The sequence below is a fragment of the Rubellimicrobium mesophilum DSM 19309 genome (assembly GCF_000600335.2).
Lineage (GTDB): Bacteria > Pseudomonadota > Alphaproteobacteria > Rhodobacterales > Rhodobacteraceae > Rubellimicrobium > Rubellimicrobium mesophilum.
The window spans coordinates 1-18,884 of sequence record NZ_KK088614.1 but is presented as its reverse complement, the minus strand read 5'-3'; the positions used below and the strand labels follow the sequence as shown (position 1 = coordinate 18,884).

Here is an 18,884-nt window from a genome sequence, read left to right as displayed (position 1 = left end):
CCCGCCTCGGCAGCCTCGAGGTCGTCCACGCCCTCCTCACCGACAGCGGCATCTCCGACCGCGACGCCCAGGCCTTCGAACGCCGCGGCATCGACGTCCTCGTCGCTGCGTAGAGATGTTGCATCACGACATGACGAGCCCGCCGTCCACGCTGATCGTCTGGCCGATGATGCCAGCGGTAACCTCGCTGGCGAGGACGACGACCCGAGCGCCCACCTCGGCCGGAACTCCGGCGCGCTTCATGGGGATGCCGACGGGCCAATCAGCCGTCAGCTCGCCTGCGCCGCGGTCTCCCCGCATCTGGCCCCGGACGCGGTCGTCATCCCATATGTCGGTGTTGATGGGGTCGGGGCAGATGGCGCTCACCGTGGTCCCTTCGGCCGCGACCTCCCTGGCCTGGCTCTGGAGCGGCCCGACGACGCCGAACTTCGAGGCGGCGCAGTACGGCGTGAAGATGACGCCGTCGCGTGGCTGACACCAGGCGGTGCTGAGGATGCGGCCTCTGGTCCCGGAGGCCCGAACCCGGCGGATCGCCCCCTGGCAGGGGAAGGCCCTCTCGGCGTTGGGGTCGAGATTCAGCTCCCACTCGCGCTCGGTCAGGTTCTCGACCTTGGCGATGGTGTTGACTCCTGCGTTCTGGACGGACACGCCGCTGGGCCCCAACTCCCGTTCGGCCTGGACGTAGGCAGCCGCGACCTCCGCAGGCTTCGTCTGATCGCAGAGGAGCGGCAGCAGGCGGCCGCCATGCTGCAAGGCAAGGCGTTCCGCGGCCTCGCGGCTCGACGGAAGCGATGGCCACCTGTACCCTGTCTTGGAGGAAGCGCTCGGCGATGCCGCAGCCGATGCCCTTATGGCCGCCCGTGACCAGGACCATGGTTCCCTCGAAACTTCGCATCCCAGGTCGTCGAGGCCATGGTCGGGCGCAGTCTCGCATGGATGTTCCCGCCGATCCCCATGCCGTCCGACGAGGTCGTCTTTTCCATCAGGAGCTCTCGGGTGCAGATGGCGTCTTTCCGGACATGAGCTTCAACGTGCGCCGGGGCGAGGTCTTCGGTGTCGCCGGCCGGCCGCACGGAACCGATCCGCGTTGTGGCCGGGGCGGACCCAGCCGCCGCTGGCGAAGTGCGGCACGACAGGCGGACCCTCCACCTCCGCTCGTCGGCCGACGCGACCTGAACGGGTGTGCTGAGTCCCTCGTCGGCCGCCATGTGCGGCCGGGCATGAACCGGCCTTCGGAGCGGCTCAGGCCTGATCGTCGCTCACGCTGGACGATTTCCTCGATATGCTGGCGGTCCTTGATTCCACCAACAACGCTTCTTCAATCGCGTCGGCGGAGTTCCTAGACCACCCGATTGTAGCCTTGGCGGGGCCATCGTTTGCGATGCCGGCGCATTGCGACCCGGAACCATCGGGCCAGGCGCTCCTTTCGGCCGAGGCCGAGAAGGCGGCTGGCGCAGATATGCATGATCTCGCCCTCAAAGGCAGGCCAGCCCAATGATGCGCGATACTTGCGGATTTCCGATTCCAGAGCGGAAAGCCCGTTATGCGCTGCCATCCGCTCATACACATGCGTTGCACGCGAAAAGGCCACCTCGACCTCATCGCTGAGCAACCTGCGCGTCTCGGCCTCGGCCCTCGCGTTACGAAGCACCCCGAAACTGTCATTCAACTTCGCTTCGGAGACGGTATTGCTGATCCGGTCCGTGCTGTTGTGGTGCCAATACACGGAAGTTCCGGTTTCCGCTGCGGAAATCCTTGCGCCTCGAAGGATCGCACGCAGAACCAGCTCGCCGTCCTGGTTCTTTCTCAGCGCCTCGTTCCATCCCCCGATCGTACGCACGAAATCCGTGCGCCAAAGAATGCCGCAAGGGGGGACATATCTCCCCGTCAACCAATCGCTCATGAACCTGTTGGGGCTCTCGACTCGGGGCAGGACCCGTGACGCGCGACGCCCTGTGGCATCGGCCTCGGCGACCTTGGTGATGACCAGATCCGCCTTGGCCTTCTCGGCGGCGCTGACGAGTCCTAGCAGCGTATCTTGTTCGAGGTAATCATCCGCGTCCAGGAACATCACGAATGGGCTTTTAACCAATTCGAGCCCGCGATTGCGGGCGATACAGGCGCCACTGTTTGGACCCGATTCCCAGCGGATGCTGTCGGAATAGCGACGGATCATTTGCAGGCTGTTGTCCGTCGAGCCATCGTCGACGGCGATGACCTCTGGCCGCACGCCTGCCTGCCGCAGGGCGCTCTCGATTGCCCGACTTACCCAGAGTTCGGAATTATAACACGGAATAACAACAGCTACGCTGGGAAGATCTGACTCAGGCATTGTGCACGAGAACCTCTTGTGCGAGAAGCCTTTCGAGGCTGCCGTGAGATCGACACCACTCTCGACGATCCTGTATCGAGCGCCCCACTCCCTTCCTGCACCAAGCCCCAGACAGGAGAAGAAGCCGCCGACCTAGGCCGGCACGACACGGCTGGTATTGGGTCGTACATGGCTTCTCGCAGACTGCAACCTTGGACTACCCTGGGCCGAGCGGATGGTCGAGCATCCGCAATACAGCCTAACGCAGAACCAGGTAACCGTCAACTTAGGTCCGACGCCTCCCCTTTGCGATATTCTCGTTCATTTCGACTATTCCGATGGCCCGGAGCAAACATTGCGCCCCAAGCCCCGAATACACACTAGGCAATGAGGCGCCTGCCCGCACTAATCCATGTTAACATTCCCCTTGTCACCTACTTCGACGAGTGGGCCAAAACATGTGTGAACTCATCGTCCGAATAGCCGTGGACGCGACGCAGGTCGATCTGGGTCGCGACGCATCCCAACGGTTCGACGCCCACGCTGTTGAGCGCCTTCAGCGCGCTCTGCACGCTGGCGCTGGAGGTATAATTCCAGCGAACGAACAACAAGGTGGCGTCCGCGACGCGGTAGAGCGGCAGCACGTTCGCGAGCGGCAGGATCGGTGGGGCGTCGATGAGGACGCGGTCGTACCGGTTTCGCATCCCGGAGACGAAATCCTGGAACGACTTGGACATCAGCAGCTCGGCAGGGTCGGTCAGGTTCGTGGGCGCGACCATGATGTCGAGGCTGGTGTTGGGCACGGAATGCACCGCGATCTCGCTTGCGCCGGGATCGCTCACCGTGTCCCAGTAGTCGGCCGTCGGCTGAGGCAGGAGGCCCTTGTATCCCGAGCGCCAAAAATCGGCATCGATCAGCAGGACCCTGTCACCCGTCGCGGCATAATTGATGGCCAACAGGGTGATGGAGAGGGTCTTCCCTTCCTGGTGCAGCGGAGACGCTCCGATCAGGACGCGGGGCTCGGGCTGCCCCAGGGCCTCGGCTCGGGTGATGATCTGGTTGCGGAGGCGGCGGATGTTGCGATCGACGACGCTGTCGGCCCGCTTGGGATTCGTCAGAATGCCCTTCAGCCCCTGGCCGAGGCGCGTCGTGGAGGGAATCATCCCAAGCACGGGCAGGGAGGTGGCCTCCTCGTATTCCCGGACCGTCCTGAGGCGACGGGTGACCGCCTCCTTGGCCATCGCCAGACCGACGACGGACATGGCTGCCAGGACCGCTGCGACGAAGGCCAGCCGCGCCCGGCGGGGACCGCTGGGGTAGAGGGGCAGGCGCGCGTGCGAGATGATGCGGGCGTTGGGCTCGACGAAGCGTTCCTGGTTGGACTGCCGCCGGAGCAGCTCCACGAAGCTCTCGTAGACCCGCTCCGCGACCCGGATCTGGCTTTCCAGACGGCTCACGTTGGTGGTGTACTCGATCTCTTCGGCGATGCGGCGTTCCTGCTCCGCGATGCTCTGCTGCAGGGAGGTGACCAGGGTCCTCTGCTGCTGAAGCTGCGATTCCAGCGCATTGCGCCGACGGATGTCCTGGGCGTCGGAGCCGCTTGCGGCGTTTCCGACGGCCGCGTCGTCCGGCAGAGCGGGCGTCCCGGTCGCGTCAGGCGAGCCGCTCGGGCCCAACGTCTGCTCGAGGGAGGCGAGCCGGGCCTGGGCCGAGGCCAAGCTCTCCGCATATTCTCGCCGCTGCTGCTGCATGACCTCCAACGGCTCCCCGGTCGAGGTCGGCGAGGTCACCTGTTCGGCGAGCTCGACATTCAGGCGGAGCAACTCGTCCTCGGAATCCTTGGTCCGGCTGATGAGCCACTCCCGCAGCCTCCCACCCGTCGCCAGGACCTCCTTCGTCTGGGCATCGATGTAGGTCTCCGCCAACGCATTGGCAACGTCGGCGGCCTTCTTCGGATCCTCCGACGTGAAGCTTATCGTATAGACCGCCGAAAGGGGGCTGAGCTGGACGACGCCCACGTTGCCGGCGATGGACTCCAGAATGACCTGCTGGTACCCGCTCTCGTCCAGGTCCTCGGACGCCTCCGAGGAGGCGGCCTCGTCCGAACCCAGGAGGGCGTCGACCGCCGACGAGAGAGTTTGCCGCACCCAGGCCTTCGCGCTGTCGATGGCGGTGGCGATCGAGCTCTCGTCCTCCGAGCCCGCGAACTCCGGGTCGGTATAGAGGTTCAACTGCTGCGCGACCGTATCGATCAGGTCGAGCGAGCCCATCACCTCGATCTCGGACTGGAGGGTCGTCGGCGACATCGACAGGACCGGCAGCAGTGGGCCGACCGGCTCGGGCTGCTGGGGCGGAGCGCTCGTGTTGAGCATGACCCGGGCCTCGGCGGTGAACGACTCCTCGAGCGTCAGGCTGTACAGATAGGCCACGATGCCGCTGAGCAGCGCTGCGACGAACGCCCAGTACCTGACACGCCAGATCGCGCGCCATAGGCGTCCGACGAACCGCAGCTCCTCGCTCTCCGAGATGCGGAGGGGGTTCCGCGCATGCATCTCGAGCTCCAGGTCTGTCGGAGCGTGAAGGTTCATACTCGCCTCCCAAGAGGTTCAGTAACTGGATAAAATCTCGCAGGGCCGAAGGAAAGTCAAATATCGTGGGGCGGAGCCGATATCTTCTCGGGTTGCGGGTCTCAAGCCGCATGATCCTGATTTAGGCTCCTAGCCTTTTTCTTGGGCGAAAGAAATGACGATCTTGAGCAACTTGCAGTCCAAGTCGTGGCGATCCAGGGACGGGCAATCGATTTTGTGGCAGTCCGGGGCCGAGCCGGGGGCAGCCCATCGCGCCACCGCCCGGCCGAGCCGGCCGGCACCGTCCCGCGCCGACGGATGTCCGTGCCGGCCATAACCCCGTCGCGCACTTCCGGCCGAACGCCGCAGGATTCGGACTGGACGAGGTGAGAAGAGAGGCCCAACTATTCGACAGATTTACCACATCGAGGAACGGCGGCATGTTGGGGCGGGTGAGCAGGACGGGACGTGCATCGGCCCGGTCGACGGCGGGGCCGGCCGTCGGGAGGACCATGAACCCGTAATCACCGAGGCGCCGTGGAACCAACGATGCTCCGGGACCGTGAACGCGACGGCAGGAGGAATGGGGCAAGCGCCCGCAATAGACCTGCGGTGCTCTTTAGTCTATCTGTTGCAGCGCCCGGGCTTTCCGCTAGGGCCAGAGAGGATCCGTTGATGACATTGGGCGGAAAAGGAGGCGCGAAGCTAAAGCAGCGCCGACTGGGCGGCCTGGCCGTAACAGTTGCGGGTACGGAAGACCTTCTCGAATTGATGGCTTCGGACGTCGGGGAAAACAGGACCGGCCGTCTCGGGCGGCCGCGCGTGGTCACCGACATCAACGGCGAGGCGGTATCGCTCTACGCTCGCTCCGAGGATTACCGGGCTGCCTACGACCGAGCCGACGTGTGGCATGCGGACGGCGCGTTCATCGTGGCCTTGTCAAGGCTCCTTCCGGGCCCGACCATTCCGGAGCGGACCGCCACGACGGATTACATCCATGCCGCAGCCAAGGCGGCGCAGGATGACGGCATCAGCTTCTATCTCCTGGGCGGCCCGGAGGACATCAACTCCGCATGTGCGGCGGAGCTGATCCGGCGCTACCCGCGTCTTCGGATCGCCGGACGGCATCACGGATACTTCAGGGACGACGAGCTGGACGCCATCGCCGCTGACATCAACTCGTCCGGCGCGGACGTCGTGTGGCTGGGGCTGGGCAAGCCCCGAGAGACCATGACGGCGGTGCTCCTCCGGGACAGACTCGACTGCGCCTGGATCGTCACCTGCGGGGGATGCTTCCATTTCGTCGCGGGGGACTACAAGCGCGCGCCGATCTGGATGCAGAAGGCAGGCCTGGAATGGCTCCATCGGATGCTGACGGGGCCGCGCTACCTCATCAAGCGCTACGCCGTCACCATTCCGCACGCGCTGTACCTCGTCCTGCGCAGCGCACTGTTCGAAGCCCCACGGCAAAGCGGGCCCTGACGCGCCGACCCGGAGCCAGCCCATCCGCACTCTTGCGAGCCAACTCTTGAGGGAAGCCTTTATGACGGTGAGGTTCTTGGAAATCGGCGTGCAGCGGGGCGCGGTCGTCCTGTCGCGGTGGACATTGCCACTCCGACGGGGGATGGGGGCGAGAGGTCCGACGGGGCCGCGTCCTTCGTGGTCCGATCCATCGCTCGTGGGGCCCGTCAATGGCTGAGGGCCTGAAGGACCAGCTTCGCGCGGCGCGCGTGGGCGACCTGGGGGCCTACCTGCGCCGCCTGGCCGGCAGGCCCTATCTCCGCCAGGAGGACTTCGCGCCCTCTGTCTCGCCCGACGAGGCGAGGCGGCTGGAGGACCTGTCCCTCCGTGCCCGGGGAGACGGGCCGGCGCCGATCATCGTCCTCGGAATCATGCCCCGCTCGGGCACCAACTTCGTCCGGGACATCCTTGCGCTGCACCCGGACACCTGCGCCGATCCGGGCAATCTCTACGAGTTCCCGTTGCTGCACGTGGCCAAGCACGCCGCGATGTTCCGAAGGGACTACATCCAGTACTTCCCGCGTTCGGCGGGATCGATCGGCCGATGGGATCTCCTGGCCATGCTCTCGGGAGCCTGGCTGCGCGAGTTGCAGCGCGAGGCCGGAGATCGGCAGATCGTCCTCAAGAGCCCGCATGTCCAGAACCTCACGCTGGCGCCGTACATCTTCGCGGGCGCCAAGCTCATCGTCTGCATCCGTGACGGGAGGGACGTCGTCGTCAGTTCGATGAACACCTTCGACCGTTTCAGCCTCGGGCGGAAGACCTTCGACCAGTTGGCGACAGAGTGGAGCCTGGCCGCTGCGGCGATCCTGGATTGCGAGCCCGGGGGGCGCACCTATCATCCCAGCATGATGGTTGTCCGCTATGAGGAGCTCCAGTCGGGGGACACCGCTCCCGTGGAGAGGATGCTCGCGCATTCCGGGCTCTCGGCCCAGCGCTACGACTTCGACGCATTCAGGGCGCTGCCGGTCCGGGGATCGTCCCGGGAGACCGACCTGACCGACGGACGATGGGCGCCGCATGAGAAGAGCGAGGACTTCAAGCCCGTCGGACGCTGGAGGTCCTGGTCCGACAAGCGGCTCGCCCGCTTCAACTCGATCGCCGGTTCCGTGCTGGAGAGGGCCGGTTATGGCCTTGCCTGACGGCGACGACGTCGGGGCTCCCACGGTTGCCGTCTGCGTCGCGACCTTTCGCAGGCCGCAGGGAATCCGCTCGCTCCTGGGGAGCCTCGACGAGCTGCGGTTTCGGGGCGTGCCGCCCGACCTCAGGGTGGTCGTCGTCGACAACGATCCCACGCAGCCGGCCTTCGGCAGCCAGGAGGATGCGCAGGGGGCATGCGGTTGGCCCGTCACCTATGTGCATGAGCCGGCGCGAGGGCTGGTCGCGGCCCGCAACCGTTCCCTCGAGGCCGCTCCGACCGAGGCGAAGGCGGCTCTCTTCGTCGACGATGACGAGGTGGTGGCGCCAGGCTGGCTGGAGGCGATGCTCGACGTCTGGACCAGGACCGGGGCGACCGTCGTCCAGGGGCCGGTGGAGCCGCTCTACGAGGAGCCCGCGCCGCGATGGGTGGAGGACCTCGGCATTTTCCGCCTGGGACCCTTCGGCGATGGCGCTCCGCTACATTTCGCGGCCACCAACAACTCCCTCGTCGACCTGGAGTTCGTGCGTCGGCATGGTCTCCGTTTCGACCCGTCCTTCAACTTCGCGGGGGGCGAGGACGAGGAGTTCTACGGCCGGGTCCGTGAAGCGGGCGGCCGCATCGTCTCGTCGGCGGATGCGGTCGTCTACGACGCGATCCCCGGACGGCGGATGACGCGCGACTGGGTGCTCAGGCGGAGCAAGCGCAAGGGGAACACGATCGCTCGAATCGCGCTGAAGCGACGCAGGGGCAGGGTTGTGCGCTTTGTCAAAGCCTTCAAGTCTGTTACCTTCGGCGTGGCGAGGGCCGGCACCATGGGCCTATGGAGCTCGACGGACGCGATTGCCGGCCGAATGGAGATTGCGAGAGGGCTCGGAATGTTCAGTGCCTTTTTCCGTATAGTGGTCACGGAATACAGTCCGCAGCGTGTCGATGCCGACCGGGGAGAGAGTGCTTGATCGTAAAGAGTGACACAGCTCTCGTCTCGGTCGTGATTCCCGCTCGCGATGTCCAGGACTACATCGGCGACACGATCGCGAGCCTCAAGGCGCAGACGGAGGGCGCGTTCGAGTGCGTCGTGCTGGACGACGGGTCCAGGGACGGGACGGCTGCGGTCGTGGCGGAGGCGATACGCGAGGACAGCCGCTTCGCCTTGAGGCAGGCTCCGGGCCAGGGCGTGAGCGCGGCACGGAACCTGGGCGCCGGCCTGACGCGGGCGCCTTACCTTCTTTTCCTCGACGCCGACGACCTTCTGGCGGCGGATGCGCTCCGCAGGATGATCGATGCCCTGTCCGGGCCGCATTCGAGAGCTCCGGCCGCCCTGGGCCGCGTGGGCCGGATCGACGAGGCCGGTCGCGCCTTGCCCTCGAACGACAACACGTCGCTGATGCCTGATCGCGAGCAGCTCGACGCGCTCTTGCGAAAGAACTTCGTCGTGAATGGCGGCGCGCTCCTGATGCGCCGCGAAGCCTTCGAGGCGGCGGGAGCCTATGACACCACGCTGGCCTTCGGGGAGGACTGGGAATTCTGGTGCCGGCTCTGCTCGCTCGGCGACTTCGGCAGGGTGGAGGGCGGGCCGATCCTGCTCTATCGACAACGGGCGAGCGGGGCGAACCATCAGGCCCACGGTCTCGACCTGCGTCCCGGGCGCTCGTGCCTGGAACGGATATCCGGCAACCGGGTGTTCCGTGAGAGATATGGCCGCAGGCTGGACTGGTTGCTGCGGGCGCGCCAGATCGACATGTTCTGGTCGAAGGTCCGAAACGAATACCTTCATGGGAGGCAATCCAAGGCCCTGTATCTTGCGGCTCTGGGGATCGCCACTTACCCGGACAGCGTGCTGCGCCCGACCTTGGCCCGGCGGCTGCTGGGTTCGATCCGGCCCTAGGTCCTGTTGATCGGCTAGCTCATGGCTTCGATGTCAGATTTCTCGCCACTGCAGAAGGCCATCGTCGTCCTGGTGGTTCTGGGCGGGACCGAGACCATCCGGACCTTCGCCGGCGCGGCGGCGGAGCGGTCGCTGATGCTGGCGCTTCTCATTCCGATGGTCGCGATCACCGTCCTCTACACCAGGCATCTTGTGCGCACGTCCCTGGCCGTGCCCGAGCTGATCGTGCTGCACGTCTTCGCCGTCGTCTCCGTGAGCTGGAGCGTCGCGCCGCACCTGACCCTCATCCGGGCCTTGCCCCTGCTCGTCACGAGCTGCTTCATGCTGACCATCGCGAGCATGTTCTCGATGAGGCAGGTCCTCCTGCTCCTCGGGGCCATCGCGACCTGCACGGCCCTGGCCAGCCTCCTGGCCGTGGCCCTGATCCCCTCCGCGCGCGGCACGCCGCCTTGGGATACGGTCTGGCGCGGGGTCTTCAACCACAAGAACGCTCTCGGGTCGTCGAGTTCGTTCGGCCTGCTGCTGGCGGCCGGTGCCGCCCTGGTCTCGCAGGGCCAGGGGCGCCTTCGCAAGTTCCTGATCCTGGGCGCGCTGCTCAACGCCTACCTTCTTCTGGTGAGCGAGTCCCGCACCTCGCAGATCACGACGATCTTCGGCTTCGGGCTGCTCGGCGTTACCCTGGTCACGCGCCGAAAGCTCGCCTCCGCGGCCATCATCCTCCTCGTGGTCACCCTGACCACGATGGTTGTCTACTCCGCCTTCTCGAACGGCTGGCTCGATCCCGTTTTCGCCATGGTGGGACGGAAGCCGACCCTGTCGGGCCGGATCCCGCTCTGGGAGGTGACATGGCCCTTCGTGAAGCTGAGGCCGTGGCTCGGCTGGGGCTACCTCGCCTTCTGGGATCCCGAATCCACCCGCGTCATGGCCATCTCCCAGAGCCCGGCGATCTGGTACGTGCCGTTCTACTCGCACAACGGGCTGATCGAGACGCTGCTCAACGTGGGCGTCGTCGGCCTCATGCTGCTCGCCCTTCTCCTGACGCGGGTCTTCGGCGGCATCCTGGGCATCCTCGGCACGACGGCCGACCGGCGGGAGCTTGTGGTCTTCTTCGCCTTCATCCTGTGCTTCCTGCTGCACAACGCGACCGAGAGCAGCATCCTCGAGCGCGACGGCATCATGTGGATGCAGTTTACCCTGATCACGGCGAAGCTGGGCCTCGTCGCGAAGGCATCCTCGCGACAGGGTCCGGCACTGGCGCCCGCTCCATCCCTCCGGCGTGCTGGAGCCTAAGAGATGTTCTGGTTCGTCCTCCCCCGCCTGATCGCCGCGCTGTTGACCTTCGCGACGATGATCATGTTCTCCCGCATGCTGGGTGCGGTGGAGTTCGGCCACTACAACATCGTCATCGTCCTGGGGACGATGGTGCATATGTACCTGTTCTCATGGGTCAACACTTCCCTGGCCAGGTTCTACTTCGCTCCGGAATTCAAGGGTGAGCTCGTTGCGTCCGCCCTCGGCATCCTGACGCTGCTCGCGGCCGTCCTCGGGACCGCCTGCATCGGCCTCTACGTCTTCGGGCCGGAGGCCGGCGTGACGATCGCGCCGGTGCTCATCATCGTCTACGGCCTCACCCAGATGGTCCACGAACTCGCCGTGACCATCCTTCGGGTGCTCAACCTGAAGCGGGTCTATGCCGTCGTGGTCTACTTCCGCCCGGTGGTTGCGCTGGCATTGGGCGCGGTCCTCGTGCTCGGGGGGTATGGCTGGGTCGGGGCCGTGGGCGCGGCATCTGCGGGCGCGGGGATCGCGGGCCTCGTGATCCTGTGCCGCTTCACCGCGACTCGCCCCCGGCTGCCCGATCTCCGCACGCTTCGCGTCCTTCTGAGCTATGGCCTGCCCCTCACCATCGTCCAGTCCTTCGAGCTGGGGCTGCTCCTGATATCGCAGGCCCTTCTCCTGTTCTTTTCGGACGCTGCGGCGGTCGGCCTGTTCACCGCGGCCCACGTGCTCTGCTTCAGATCCATCAGGATGCTGATGACCGAGGTGAGCAAGGCATCGAGCCCGGAGATATTCGCCGCGCATGAGGGGGAGGGGAAGGCGCATGCCGACATCGCGCTGTCGCGCTACCTCTCGCGCCTCCTGCTTCTCTCGGTCCCGCTCACCGAGGTTCTGATCCTGGCGAACGACACCATCGCCCACCTGCTGTTCCGGCCCGAGATGGCCGCCGGCGTGGCTCAGCAGCTTCCATGGCTCGCCTGCGCCGCCTTCGGGTTCGGCCTTCAGGGTTCGTTCTTCAGCTATGCCTTCACCATCACGAGGGGAACCTTCCGGCAGTTGCTTGTCGTCTGCGCCGCGACGGCCCTTCATGCCGCCTTCACCGTCCTGGGCGCGTGGCTCGCGGGTCCCCTCGGCGTGGCCCTTGCGACGTTGGCCACGGCCTGCTCCACTCTCTGGCTCTCGGTGCTCGTCGGGCGCGAGAAGTATCGGGTGCCCTACTCGAAGTCGGAGCTCCGGAAGTTGCTCGTCGGAGTCCTGGCCTTCCTGCCCTGGGGCGTCGCGGCGGATTACGCCGACCTTCCGGCGCTGGCCCTGGCGCTGCTCGTGGTCGGTGGCATCGTCGGCATCTCGGCCCTGTATCTCTCGGGGTACGAAGGCATGCGACGCCTGAAGGCGCCTCGCCATAGCCCCTAGGAGGCCCTGATGCCTGAATCCTTGAATCCGTCGGCAAAGTCGCCGGCCAGGTCTCTCAGTCGGCGGGCGTTCCTGCTGGCCGGCGTGTCGGGACTTGGAATCGCGGGGGGGCTGGGTGCATTCCCGGGGGAGCCTGTGCCCGCCAGCGCCCAGTCCGCGAACGCCCTCGTCGGCCTGAGTCGGCTCGGGCCCAACGGGTTGCAACTCGTCCTGACGGATGGAGACGTCACGCTGCCACCAGCGGTGCCTCTGGCGGAGCCGCCGTCGTCATGGCACCCGGACCCCTTCGAGCGGCTGAGCAGCATCGTCGAATCGAACGGAATGAGCGGAGCGCTTTCCGGCAACCGCAACCTCCACCAGCCGCAAGTTTACTTCCCCTGGGCTGTCTTCCGCCCGAATCCCGACCTGGGGGTGTTTCGCGGGGGAACCGGCCCTCAGGAGGGGGACGATCCTCAACGCTGGAGTGTCGCCAGCGATGGCGTGCCTGTCGGCGTCCGCGCGGTCTGGCGCAAGTCCACCCCTATCCGCACCGTCCGAACGGGGCCTCGGACCTACGCGAGCGCGGTGCGCCACGTCGTCACCTTGGCCCTCGACGCTGACCTGCCGGAGCGGGCCGACGTCACGCTAGGATTGCCGGGCGGCCTCCGTCTCGATGGCGCGATCGACCCGGGCAGCCTGTCGGAGGTCATTCACGTCTGCCAGGCGGGATACGCCACCTCGGGCCCGAAGAAGGCCTATCTGGGGGCATGGCTTGGGCACGACCAGGATGGACGAAGCGCAACGACCGACGAACTTCTCTCTCCTGAGAGTCATTGGCAACTGCGTGACTTCGATACGGGGCTGGTGGTCGCCGAGGGGCGCCTGTCGGTCGCGAAGGCGTTCGACAGCCCGCACCAGGAGGGTCGCAACTTCAACGGCTGCACGATCTATGAGGCCGACTTCTCTTCGGTCGGACGGTCCGGTCGCTTTCGCCTCGAGGTTCCCGACCTGGGATCCTCCTTCGTGTTTCCCGTCACGTCGTCTCCCTACGAGGAGGTCGCCCGCCTGGCGGCCCGATGGTATTTCCATCAGCGATCCGGATGCGAGATCAGGGCGCCCTACGGGGAGGGTCGGGTCAGGCCCCGTAACGGTCACCCGGCCGATGGCTTGACGGTCCGGCAGAGCGACGTCCGACTGGGACGGACCTCCGAAGGCTTCACGCGCAAGGCCAGCGTGTTCGATGCGCTCCGGGACTTCGAGGAACGCCGGGGGGACGACCAGTCCCTCAACGACGATGCTTGGGGAGGGTGGCACGACGCGGGGGATTGGGACCGCCGGATCCAGCACTGCGAAGCGGTCTATGCGATGGCCCAGATCATCGAGCTGCTGCCGAGCGCCAGGCGGATCGACCTCAACATCCCTGAAAGCGGCAAGACCTTCTCCGATGAGGCGGTCCAGGCGAGGAAGGACGCGTCCGACAGGGGCGACGGGTCGACCATCCTCCCCGACCTGATCCACGAGGCGCTTTGGGGCCTGTCCATCTGGAGGCGCACGCAGGGCGCCGACGGACGCATCATTGGAGGAGTGGAATACTCCTTGGACGGGATCCAGGGGTCCGTCTCCTGGAACCCCGTTCAGACGACCTATGCCTACGGGGCCGAGGAATGGTCGGCCTACAACTTCGCCATGGCCGCGGCAAAGCTCGGCCATGTCGTCAGGACCGTCTGCGGTGACTCCGTCCTCGGCGGCGCTCTCGTGTCCGAGGCTGCCGCGGCCTGGGACTGGGCCGAAGGCGTTGCCCGATCGAACTCGTCGGCCGAGGACGAGGACGCAGCCTCCCAGTTGTTCCAGGCCCGTCTGGCTGCGGCGGGTCCGCTCTACCGGGCCACGGGGCGGCAAGACATCCGTGCCACGTTCGAGGAGTCGAACCCTTTTGCCGCCAATGCCGGCGGCGCACTGCGAAACAATATCGCCTTCCAGGCCTGGGACTACGTCCTGGCAGAGAGGGAGGGACATCCTGCGGACGATGATCTCGCGGCAAGCGTGGCGAGGTGGTCGGCCGGTCAACTTCAGCGCGAGGAGCGCATGGGCCAGGACTATGGCCTGCACGCGAGCGCGCGCTTTCCGTGGGGAGTCAGTTGGATGCGCTTTGGCCCGGGCTCCAACTGGCCCGCGCGACGGAGCTGGTTGCAGGTCTTGGCCGATGAGGAGGTGTCGTCCGAGGTCCGCGAGTGCGTTCTGGAGGGGATGTGGTTCGGACTGGGCTGCAATCCGTCCAACGTGAGCTTCATCCAAGGCGTCGGATCGCGGGTGTTCGGCGATCCGCTGCTCATCGACCCCACCGGGAACGATCCCATTCCCGGGCACATCGTGTTCGGCGTGGCCGCCGGGGACCTTCATGACTTCGAGCGCAAGGCCATACAAGGTACGCTGTACCCCGCGGACGAGACGCACTGGCCGGAATACGCAAGGATATTCGAAAGCCGGCGCGTCATCGGCTGCGCTGAGCACGGCATGAAGTCCAATGCGCTTGAATGGCTGTATGCCTCGTTCGCGGCTTGCGAGGTCCTCTCGGAGCCCAACCAGCTTTGACGGAGCGCGTTGTCACAGGCAGAGGTGGATCGCTCCCAGCCGTGCCGATGGCAGTTCCGGGTCGCCTTCGTTTCAGCGAACGGCCGACGCGCTGCGGCACCATCCCGACAGCACCTTGGTGCAACTAGGCGGAGTCTTGCCGACGCTGAGCACAACCTAAAGTAATTTAGGCGCAGTTAAGGCGCACGTCGCGTGGCAGCCACATCTGTGCCTCCCTCCCGACATTTCGAGAAGGTCCCCTCAGTCCCATCGGCCTGATCGGAAATCGGCCGCGAGAGGGGAATCCATGTTCAACACCAACAACGATCTGGTCTACGCGGGCCAGAACTTCACGAGCGGGGACTGGCAAGTTTCGGAATGGGGCGCTGGTTGGCTGAGCTCGATCACGACCTGGACGCGCAACCGGGTGAGCATCGCCTCGGACGGGGCCGCCGAGGTCAGCCTGGGCGCGGCCTCGGACGGCTCGTACTCGACGACCGGCGGGGAGATGAGGTCGGGATCGTTGGCGGACGTGGGCACCTTCGAATGGACCGCGCAGGCGCCCCGCATGGCGAGCGGCACGGTGTTCGGGATGTTCGCTCTTGCGGCGGGGGGCAAGAACGACCGCACGCTCGAGTTCGACTGGGAGTTCGTGGGCAGGGACACCACGAAGGTGCAGGTGACGGTGCACATGGAGGATGCGGCGGGGAACCACATCCGCAACCTCGAGAATACGATGGTGGATCTCGGCTTCGACGCCGCCGCCGGGGTGCACGACTACGAGATCACGCTGACCGGCAAGGGCGCGGTGTTCCGGGTGGACGACACCCCGGTGGCCTATTTCAGCGGCGACGACATGCCCGGCGACGTCTGGTACACGGGCAACCTCCGGAGCGTCGTGAACCTCTGGGCGGGGGATTCGCGCATCAACGACTGGGCGGGGACGTTCAGCGGCCTCTCCTCGCCCATCAAGGCCCGCATCGTCGATGCCGGCGTCCACGACGGCGACGTCTCGGGCTCCACCCCGCTCCTGGGCGACGACGGCGCGAACGTGCTGACGGGCACCGACGGGCGCAACGTCATCGACGCCTTCGGGGGCAATGACACCCTCGTGGGGGGCTTGGGCATCGACCACATGAAGGGCGGTGCCGGCAACGACACGCTGAGCCTGGACGGCGGCGACGACTACGTCAACGGCGGCGTCGGAACCGACACGCTCCTGGTCTCGGGCAGCAGCGGCGTGACGGTGAACCTGGGCATCAAGAGCGATCAGGTCACCGGCCTGGGCACCGACGTGATCCGCGGCATCGAGAACGTCGAAGGCACTTCGGGCGTCGACAGCTTCTTCGGCAACGCGGATGCCAATGTCCTCCGGGGCGGCGCCGGCAATGACGCGCTGCGTGGCCAGGGGGGGGCGGACACGCTGGACGGCGGGCTCGGGCGCGACCTGATGGCGGCGGGCTCGGACGGGGTGCGCGACGTCTTCGTCTTCAACTCGGCCGCCGAGAGCGCCGTGGGCGCCACCCAGCGGGACCTCATCAACGGCTTCGTCCACGGGACCGACGACATCGACCTGCGCGGCATCGACGCGAACGCCGCCCTCGCGGGCGACCAGGCCTTCGGCTGGGGCGGCACCACCGCCAGGGCCTTCGCCCTCTGGGAGGTGGTCAACTCCTCCAACATCATCCTCAAGGGCGACGTCACCGGCGACGGCAAGGCCGACTTCGAGATCCAGGTCAACAACATCCATACCCTGGACCTCAGCGACATCCTGCTCTGACCACCCCAAGGGTCGAAAGGCTCGTGGATGCGCTCGTGCTAACGACCGAGCCCACCCGGAACGAGCCAAGGCAAAGTCGCGAAGGATCGAGACCCCCACATGCGGATCGCATCGGGGGTCTCGCGTTCTTGGGCTCCGTCGGCGCGACCTGCTCGTGCGGGCCGATGCGAGCGAACGTTCACCGAATCCGACGGCAACCGGCCACAGGCCCGGGGCCGGACAGGGCATGCCTGCCGCCGACCTGACGTTGGGCAATGGCCCAGGCGACTCGGACTCTGTGGTCGCTCGACGTCAAAGCTCGAAGTCACCTTGGTTGAGGGTGCCCGTGAAGCCGTTCAGCAGGATCGACATCTCGGCCCTGATGTCGTGGTCCACATTGAGCTCGATCCGCAACCCGTCGCTGACCTCGCGGAACCGAATCTCACCCGCCCGGAACCCGCCACCTTCGTCGAAGGTGAAATGCTGATTGCCGGCTTGGTCGCTCACCGCGTCGATCGCCGTGAGCACGATGACGTCCTTCCCATGGAAACCGAAGATCTGGTCGGTCGTGGCCTCGCCGGGACGGCTGTCCTTGACCCTGGCGAACACGAACTCATCGGGACCGCCGCCGCCCTTCAGAAGGTCCTTGCCCCCGCCACCCCGAAGGACGTCGGCTCCTCCGCCGCCTTGCAGCAGGTCATCGCCTGCGCCCCCGCGAAGGAGGTCGTCGCCCCGGCCCCCTTGAACGGTGTCGTTCCCGGACAGGCCGTTGATCCGATCATCGCCGCCATTGCCACGAAGGAAGTTGTCCTCCTTCCGGGCGCCGGTGATCCGGTCATCGGCTTGGGAGCCGCTCGCCCATTCGACGTTCACGAGAGTGTCGACGTGACCGGATCCATCCTGGGCCCGATCCTTGTTCAGATTGATGACGACGCTTTCATTCTCCTGGTCGTACTCGACGCCGTCCAGGCCTCCGCGACCGTCGAGGAAATCGTTCGAGCCGTTCTGGTTCCTAGGCGTGAATTCGTTGCCGAGTTGATCCAACGAGAACCACTCGACCAGATTCGTGCGGTCCGTGCCGAATATCCGGTCGGAGAAGTTCGAACCGCCCACGCCTTCCATGTCGACGAGAGTGTCGTTCCCTTGACCGCCAGTAGCCGTCCCTGCGGCAAGGTCGACCACGACGCCAGACGTGGCGCTCCCGTACCAGACGAAGTCCCAGCCGTCGCGGCCGTCGATCAGGTCATCTCCCGCACCACCCGAGAAGACGTTGGTCGCATCGGAGCCGAGCAGCGTGTCGGCCAAGTGGCTGCCGGTAACCTGCTGAATGTCCTCGAAGGTGTCGTTGTCGCCCCAGCCGTCCGTGCCGGTGCCGGCGGCCAGGTCAATGGTCACGCCATGCACGATGCCGGCATCGTTGCGGTATGTGACCTCATCGCCTTCTCCGGCAATCCTGCCGGTCGCATTGCCCACGAAGTGGTCATCTCCGCGACCGCCACGCAGCCTGTCGTCGCCATCGCCGCCGATCAGCGTGTCGTCACCACCACCGCCAGCCAGGTTGTCGTCTCCACCGAAGCCTTGGATGAGATCGTCTCCCAGCCCACCTCCGAGGGTGTTGTCGTTGTCGTCACCGTTGATCGTAGCCACGCTTCGCTCCGTGTAAGACAAGATGCTTGGTATGCACGTAGTACAGTCGCTGAAAGTTGCAGCGCATGAGAAGTCCTTAATTTGGGAAAAGATCGGTTTCCAGATGCTGCGTCCGGAATGTCTTCGCATCGAGGCCATGGTTTTCTTGATCTTCCCATTAAATATAGAGGCTGGCCGAGGGAGAACGCCGGCGGACGAGGCGATCAACGTTCGGTGATGTCCAACTCGCCCGGGGTCCGAGGATCGCAATGTGGGTCGGGGTGGCCAAAGGCAGCCTCGTGGCGGGATGCGGCTGTCGGCACAGGATCGGCGCCCCAACCTCCGCCCGTGGCGGGGCAGGGCAGGGAGGCCGGAGCCGTCTCGCGTCAGCCGATTTGGGGCACAAAGGCGCGATGGACATCCTGCGAGGTGGATGGCGCGCGGGACTCTGCGGTGCAGGGCTTCCGTTGCGACCGTCACGACGGCGGCTGCCAAGCTCAAGGCAAGGTTCATCTCGCAAGGCCCGATGCGGGCCTCTGAAGACAGCGCTTCGCTGACCGGCTTGGATCGTCCGGAAGGTTCGAGGCTGCGTCCGTTCAAAGGTAAGCGCTGTTTTCAGGCCACGGCCGTGAGGGCGGATGGGCTGGGATAGGCCCAGGGCAGGAGTTCATCGAGGCGGCTGTTCGGGTGGCCCTCGACGATGCGGGTGATCACGTCGGCCAGGTAGGCGTGCGGCTCGACGCCATTGAGTTTGCACGTCTCGATGAGCGAGGCCAGCACGGCCCAATGCTCCGCCCCGCCATCCGAGCCGGCGAACAGCGCGTTCTTGCGAC

At 66.0% G+C, this 18,884-nt stretch carries 13 protein-coding genes; 8 read left to right on the top strand and 5 right to left on the bottom strand.

Annotation, left to right across the window (positions count from 1 at the left end; all coding sequences use genetic code 11):
• Positions 1-123 precede the first annotated feature (123 nt).
• The 3 genes from RUMESO_RS20205 to RUMESO_RS20195 form a co-directional block, all read right to left on the bottom strand.
• Positions 124-753, bottom strand: a complete 630-nt coding sequence (locus tag RUMESO_RS20205) for an SDR family oxidoreductase (RefSeq protein WP_217621328.1) — start codon at positions 751-753, stop codon at positions 124-126.
• 586 nt (positions 754-1,339) lie between these two features.
• Positions 1,340-2,332 carry a glycosyltransferase family 2 protein gene (locus RUMESO_RS20200; RefSeq protein WP_082484401.1) on the bottom strand — a complete coding sequence of 331 codons (993 nt, stop codon included), beginning with the start codon at positions 2,330-2,332 and terminating at the stop codon, positions 1,340-1,342.
• A gap of 413 nt (positions 2,333-2,745) precedes the next feature.
• Entirely contained in the window at positions 2,746-4,863 is a 2,118-nt protein-coding gene (locus tag RUMESO_RS20195) for a GumC family protein (RefSeq protein ID WP_169791212.1), read from the bottom strand.
• A gap of 690 nt (positions 4,864-5,553) precedes the next feature.
• Between RUMESO_RS20195 and RUMESO_RS20190 the strand changes: the two genes are divergently transcribed.
• The 8 genes from RUMESO_RS20190 to RUMESO_RS20155 all read left to right on the top strand — a co-directional run bounded on the left by RUMESO_RS20190 (position 5,554) and on the right by RUMESO_RS20155 (position 16,446).
• Entirely contained in the window at positions 5,554-6,360 is an 807-nt protein-coding gene (locus RUMESO_RS20190; RefSeq protein WP_051521543.1) for a WecB/TagA/CpsF family glycosyltransferase, read from the top strand.
• 209 nt (positions 6,361-6,569) lie between these two features.
• A complete protein-coding gene (locus RUMESO_RS20185) occupies positions 6,570-7,541 on the top strand; it encodes a sulfotransferase family protein (protein WP_037282983.1) in 972 nt (323 codons plus the stop codon).
• Entirely contained in the window at positions 7,528-8,496 is a 969-nt protein-coding gene (locus tag RUMESO_RS20180; RefSeq protein ID WP_051521542.1) for a glycosyltransferase family 2 protein, read from the top strand. Before RUMESO_RS20185 ends, RUMESO_RS20180 begins: the two co-directional genes overlap by 14 nt.
• The gene (locus tag RUMESO_RS20175) at positions 8,493-9,425 is read left to right on the top strand and encodes a glycosyltransferase family 2 protein (protein ID WP_051521541.1); all 933 of its coding nucleotides are present in this window, start codon (positions 8,493-8,495) and stop codon (positions 9,423-9,425) included. The genes RUMESO_RS20180 and RUMESO_RS20175 overlap by 4 nt, the downstream gene beginning before the upstream one ends.
• Positions 9,426-9,446: 21 nt before the next feature.
• Positions 9,447-10,715 carry an O-antigen ligase family protein gene (locus RUMESO_RS20170; RefSeq protein ID WP_037282981.1) on the top strand — a complete coding sequence of 423 codons (1,269 nt, stop codon included), beginning with the start codon at positions 9,447-9,449 and terminating at the stop codon, positions 10,713-10,715.
• Positions 10,716-10,718: 3 nt separating this feature from the next.
• Positions 10,719-12,116, top strand: coding sequence for a lipopolysaccharide biosynthesis protein (locus RUMESO_RS20165; RefSeq protein ID WP_037282979.1), 1,398 nt, complete (start codon positions 10,719-10,721; stop codon positions 12,114-12,116).
• Positions 12,117-12,125: 9 nt separating this feature from the next.
• Positions 12,126-14,687, top strand: coding sequence for a glycoside hydrolase family 9 protein (locus tag RUMESO_RS20160; protein ID WP_082484391.1), 2,562 nt, complete (start codon positions 12,126-12,128; stop codon positions 14,685-14,687).
• A 286-nt stretch (positions 14,688-14,973) separates the two neighbouring features.
• On the top strand, positions 14,974-16,446 hold the full coding sequence (locus tag RUMESO_RS20155; RefSeq protein ID WP_051521540.1) for a family 16 glycosylhydrolase: 1,473 nt from the start codon (positions 14,974-14,976) through the stop codon (positions 16,444-16,446).
• 291 nt (positions 16,447-16,737) lie between these two features.
• On the opposite strand, the gene RUMESO_RS20150 is transcribed toward RUMESO_RS20155, so the two are convergent.
• Both RUMESO_RS20150 and RUMESO_RS20145 read right to left on the bottom strand, forming a co-directional pair.
• Positions 16,738-18,072 carry a calcium-binding protein gene (locus tag RUMESO_RS20150; RefSeq protein WP_037282974.1) on the bottom strand — a complete coding sequence of 445 codons (1,335 nt, stop codon included), beginning with the start codon at positions 18,070-18,072 and terminating at the stop codon, positions 16,738-16,740.
• 594 nt (positions 18,073-18,666) lie between these two features.
• A partial coding sequence (locus RUMESO_RS20145; RefSeq protein WP_037282972.1) for a transposase domain-containing protein occupies positions 18,667-18,884 on the bottom strand: 218 nt, incomplete at its 5' end.

Excerpts from the sequence above, each read along its gene's own strand:
- RUMESO_RS20200 (WP_082484401.1), bottom strand. The coding sequence starts at position 2,332 with ATGCCTGAGTCAGATCTTCCCAGCGTAGCTGTTGTTATTCCGTGTTAT.
- RUMESO_RS20195 (WP_169791212.1), bottom strand. The coding sequence starts at position 4,863 with ATGCATGCGCGGAACCCCCTCCGCATCTCGGAGAGCGAGGAGCTGCGG.
- RUMESO_RS20190 (WP_051521543.1), top strand. The coding sequence starts at position 5,554 with ATGACATTGGGCGGAAAAGGAGGCGCGAAGCTAAAGCAGCGCCGACTG.
- RUMESO_RS20185 (WP_037282983.1), top strand. The coding sequence starts at position 6,570 with ATGGCTGAGGGCCTGAAGGACCAGCTTCGCGCGGCGCGCGTGGGCGAC.
- RUMESO_RS20180 (WP_051521542.1), top strand. The coding sequence starts at position 7,528 with ATGGCCTTGCCTGACGGCGACGACGTCGGGGCTCCCACGGTTGCCGTC.
- RUMESO_RS20170 (WP_037282981.1), top strand. The coding sequence starts at position 9,447 with ATGGCTTCGATGTCAGATTTCTCGCCACTGCAGAAGGCCATCGTCGTC.
- RUMESO_RS20165 (WP_037282979.1), top strand. The coding sequence starts at position 10,719 with ATGTTCTGGTTCGTCCTCCCCCGCCTGATCGCCGCGCTGTTGACCTTC.
- RUMESO_RS20160 (WP_082484391.1), top strand. The coding sequence starts at position 12,126 with ATGCCTGAATCCTTGAATCCGTCGGCAAAGTCGCCGGCCAGGTCTCTC.
- RUMESO_RS20155 (WP_051521540.1), top strand. The coding sequence starts at position 14,974 with ATGTTCAACACCAACAACGATCTGGTCTACGCGGGCCAGAACTTCACG.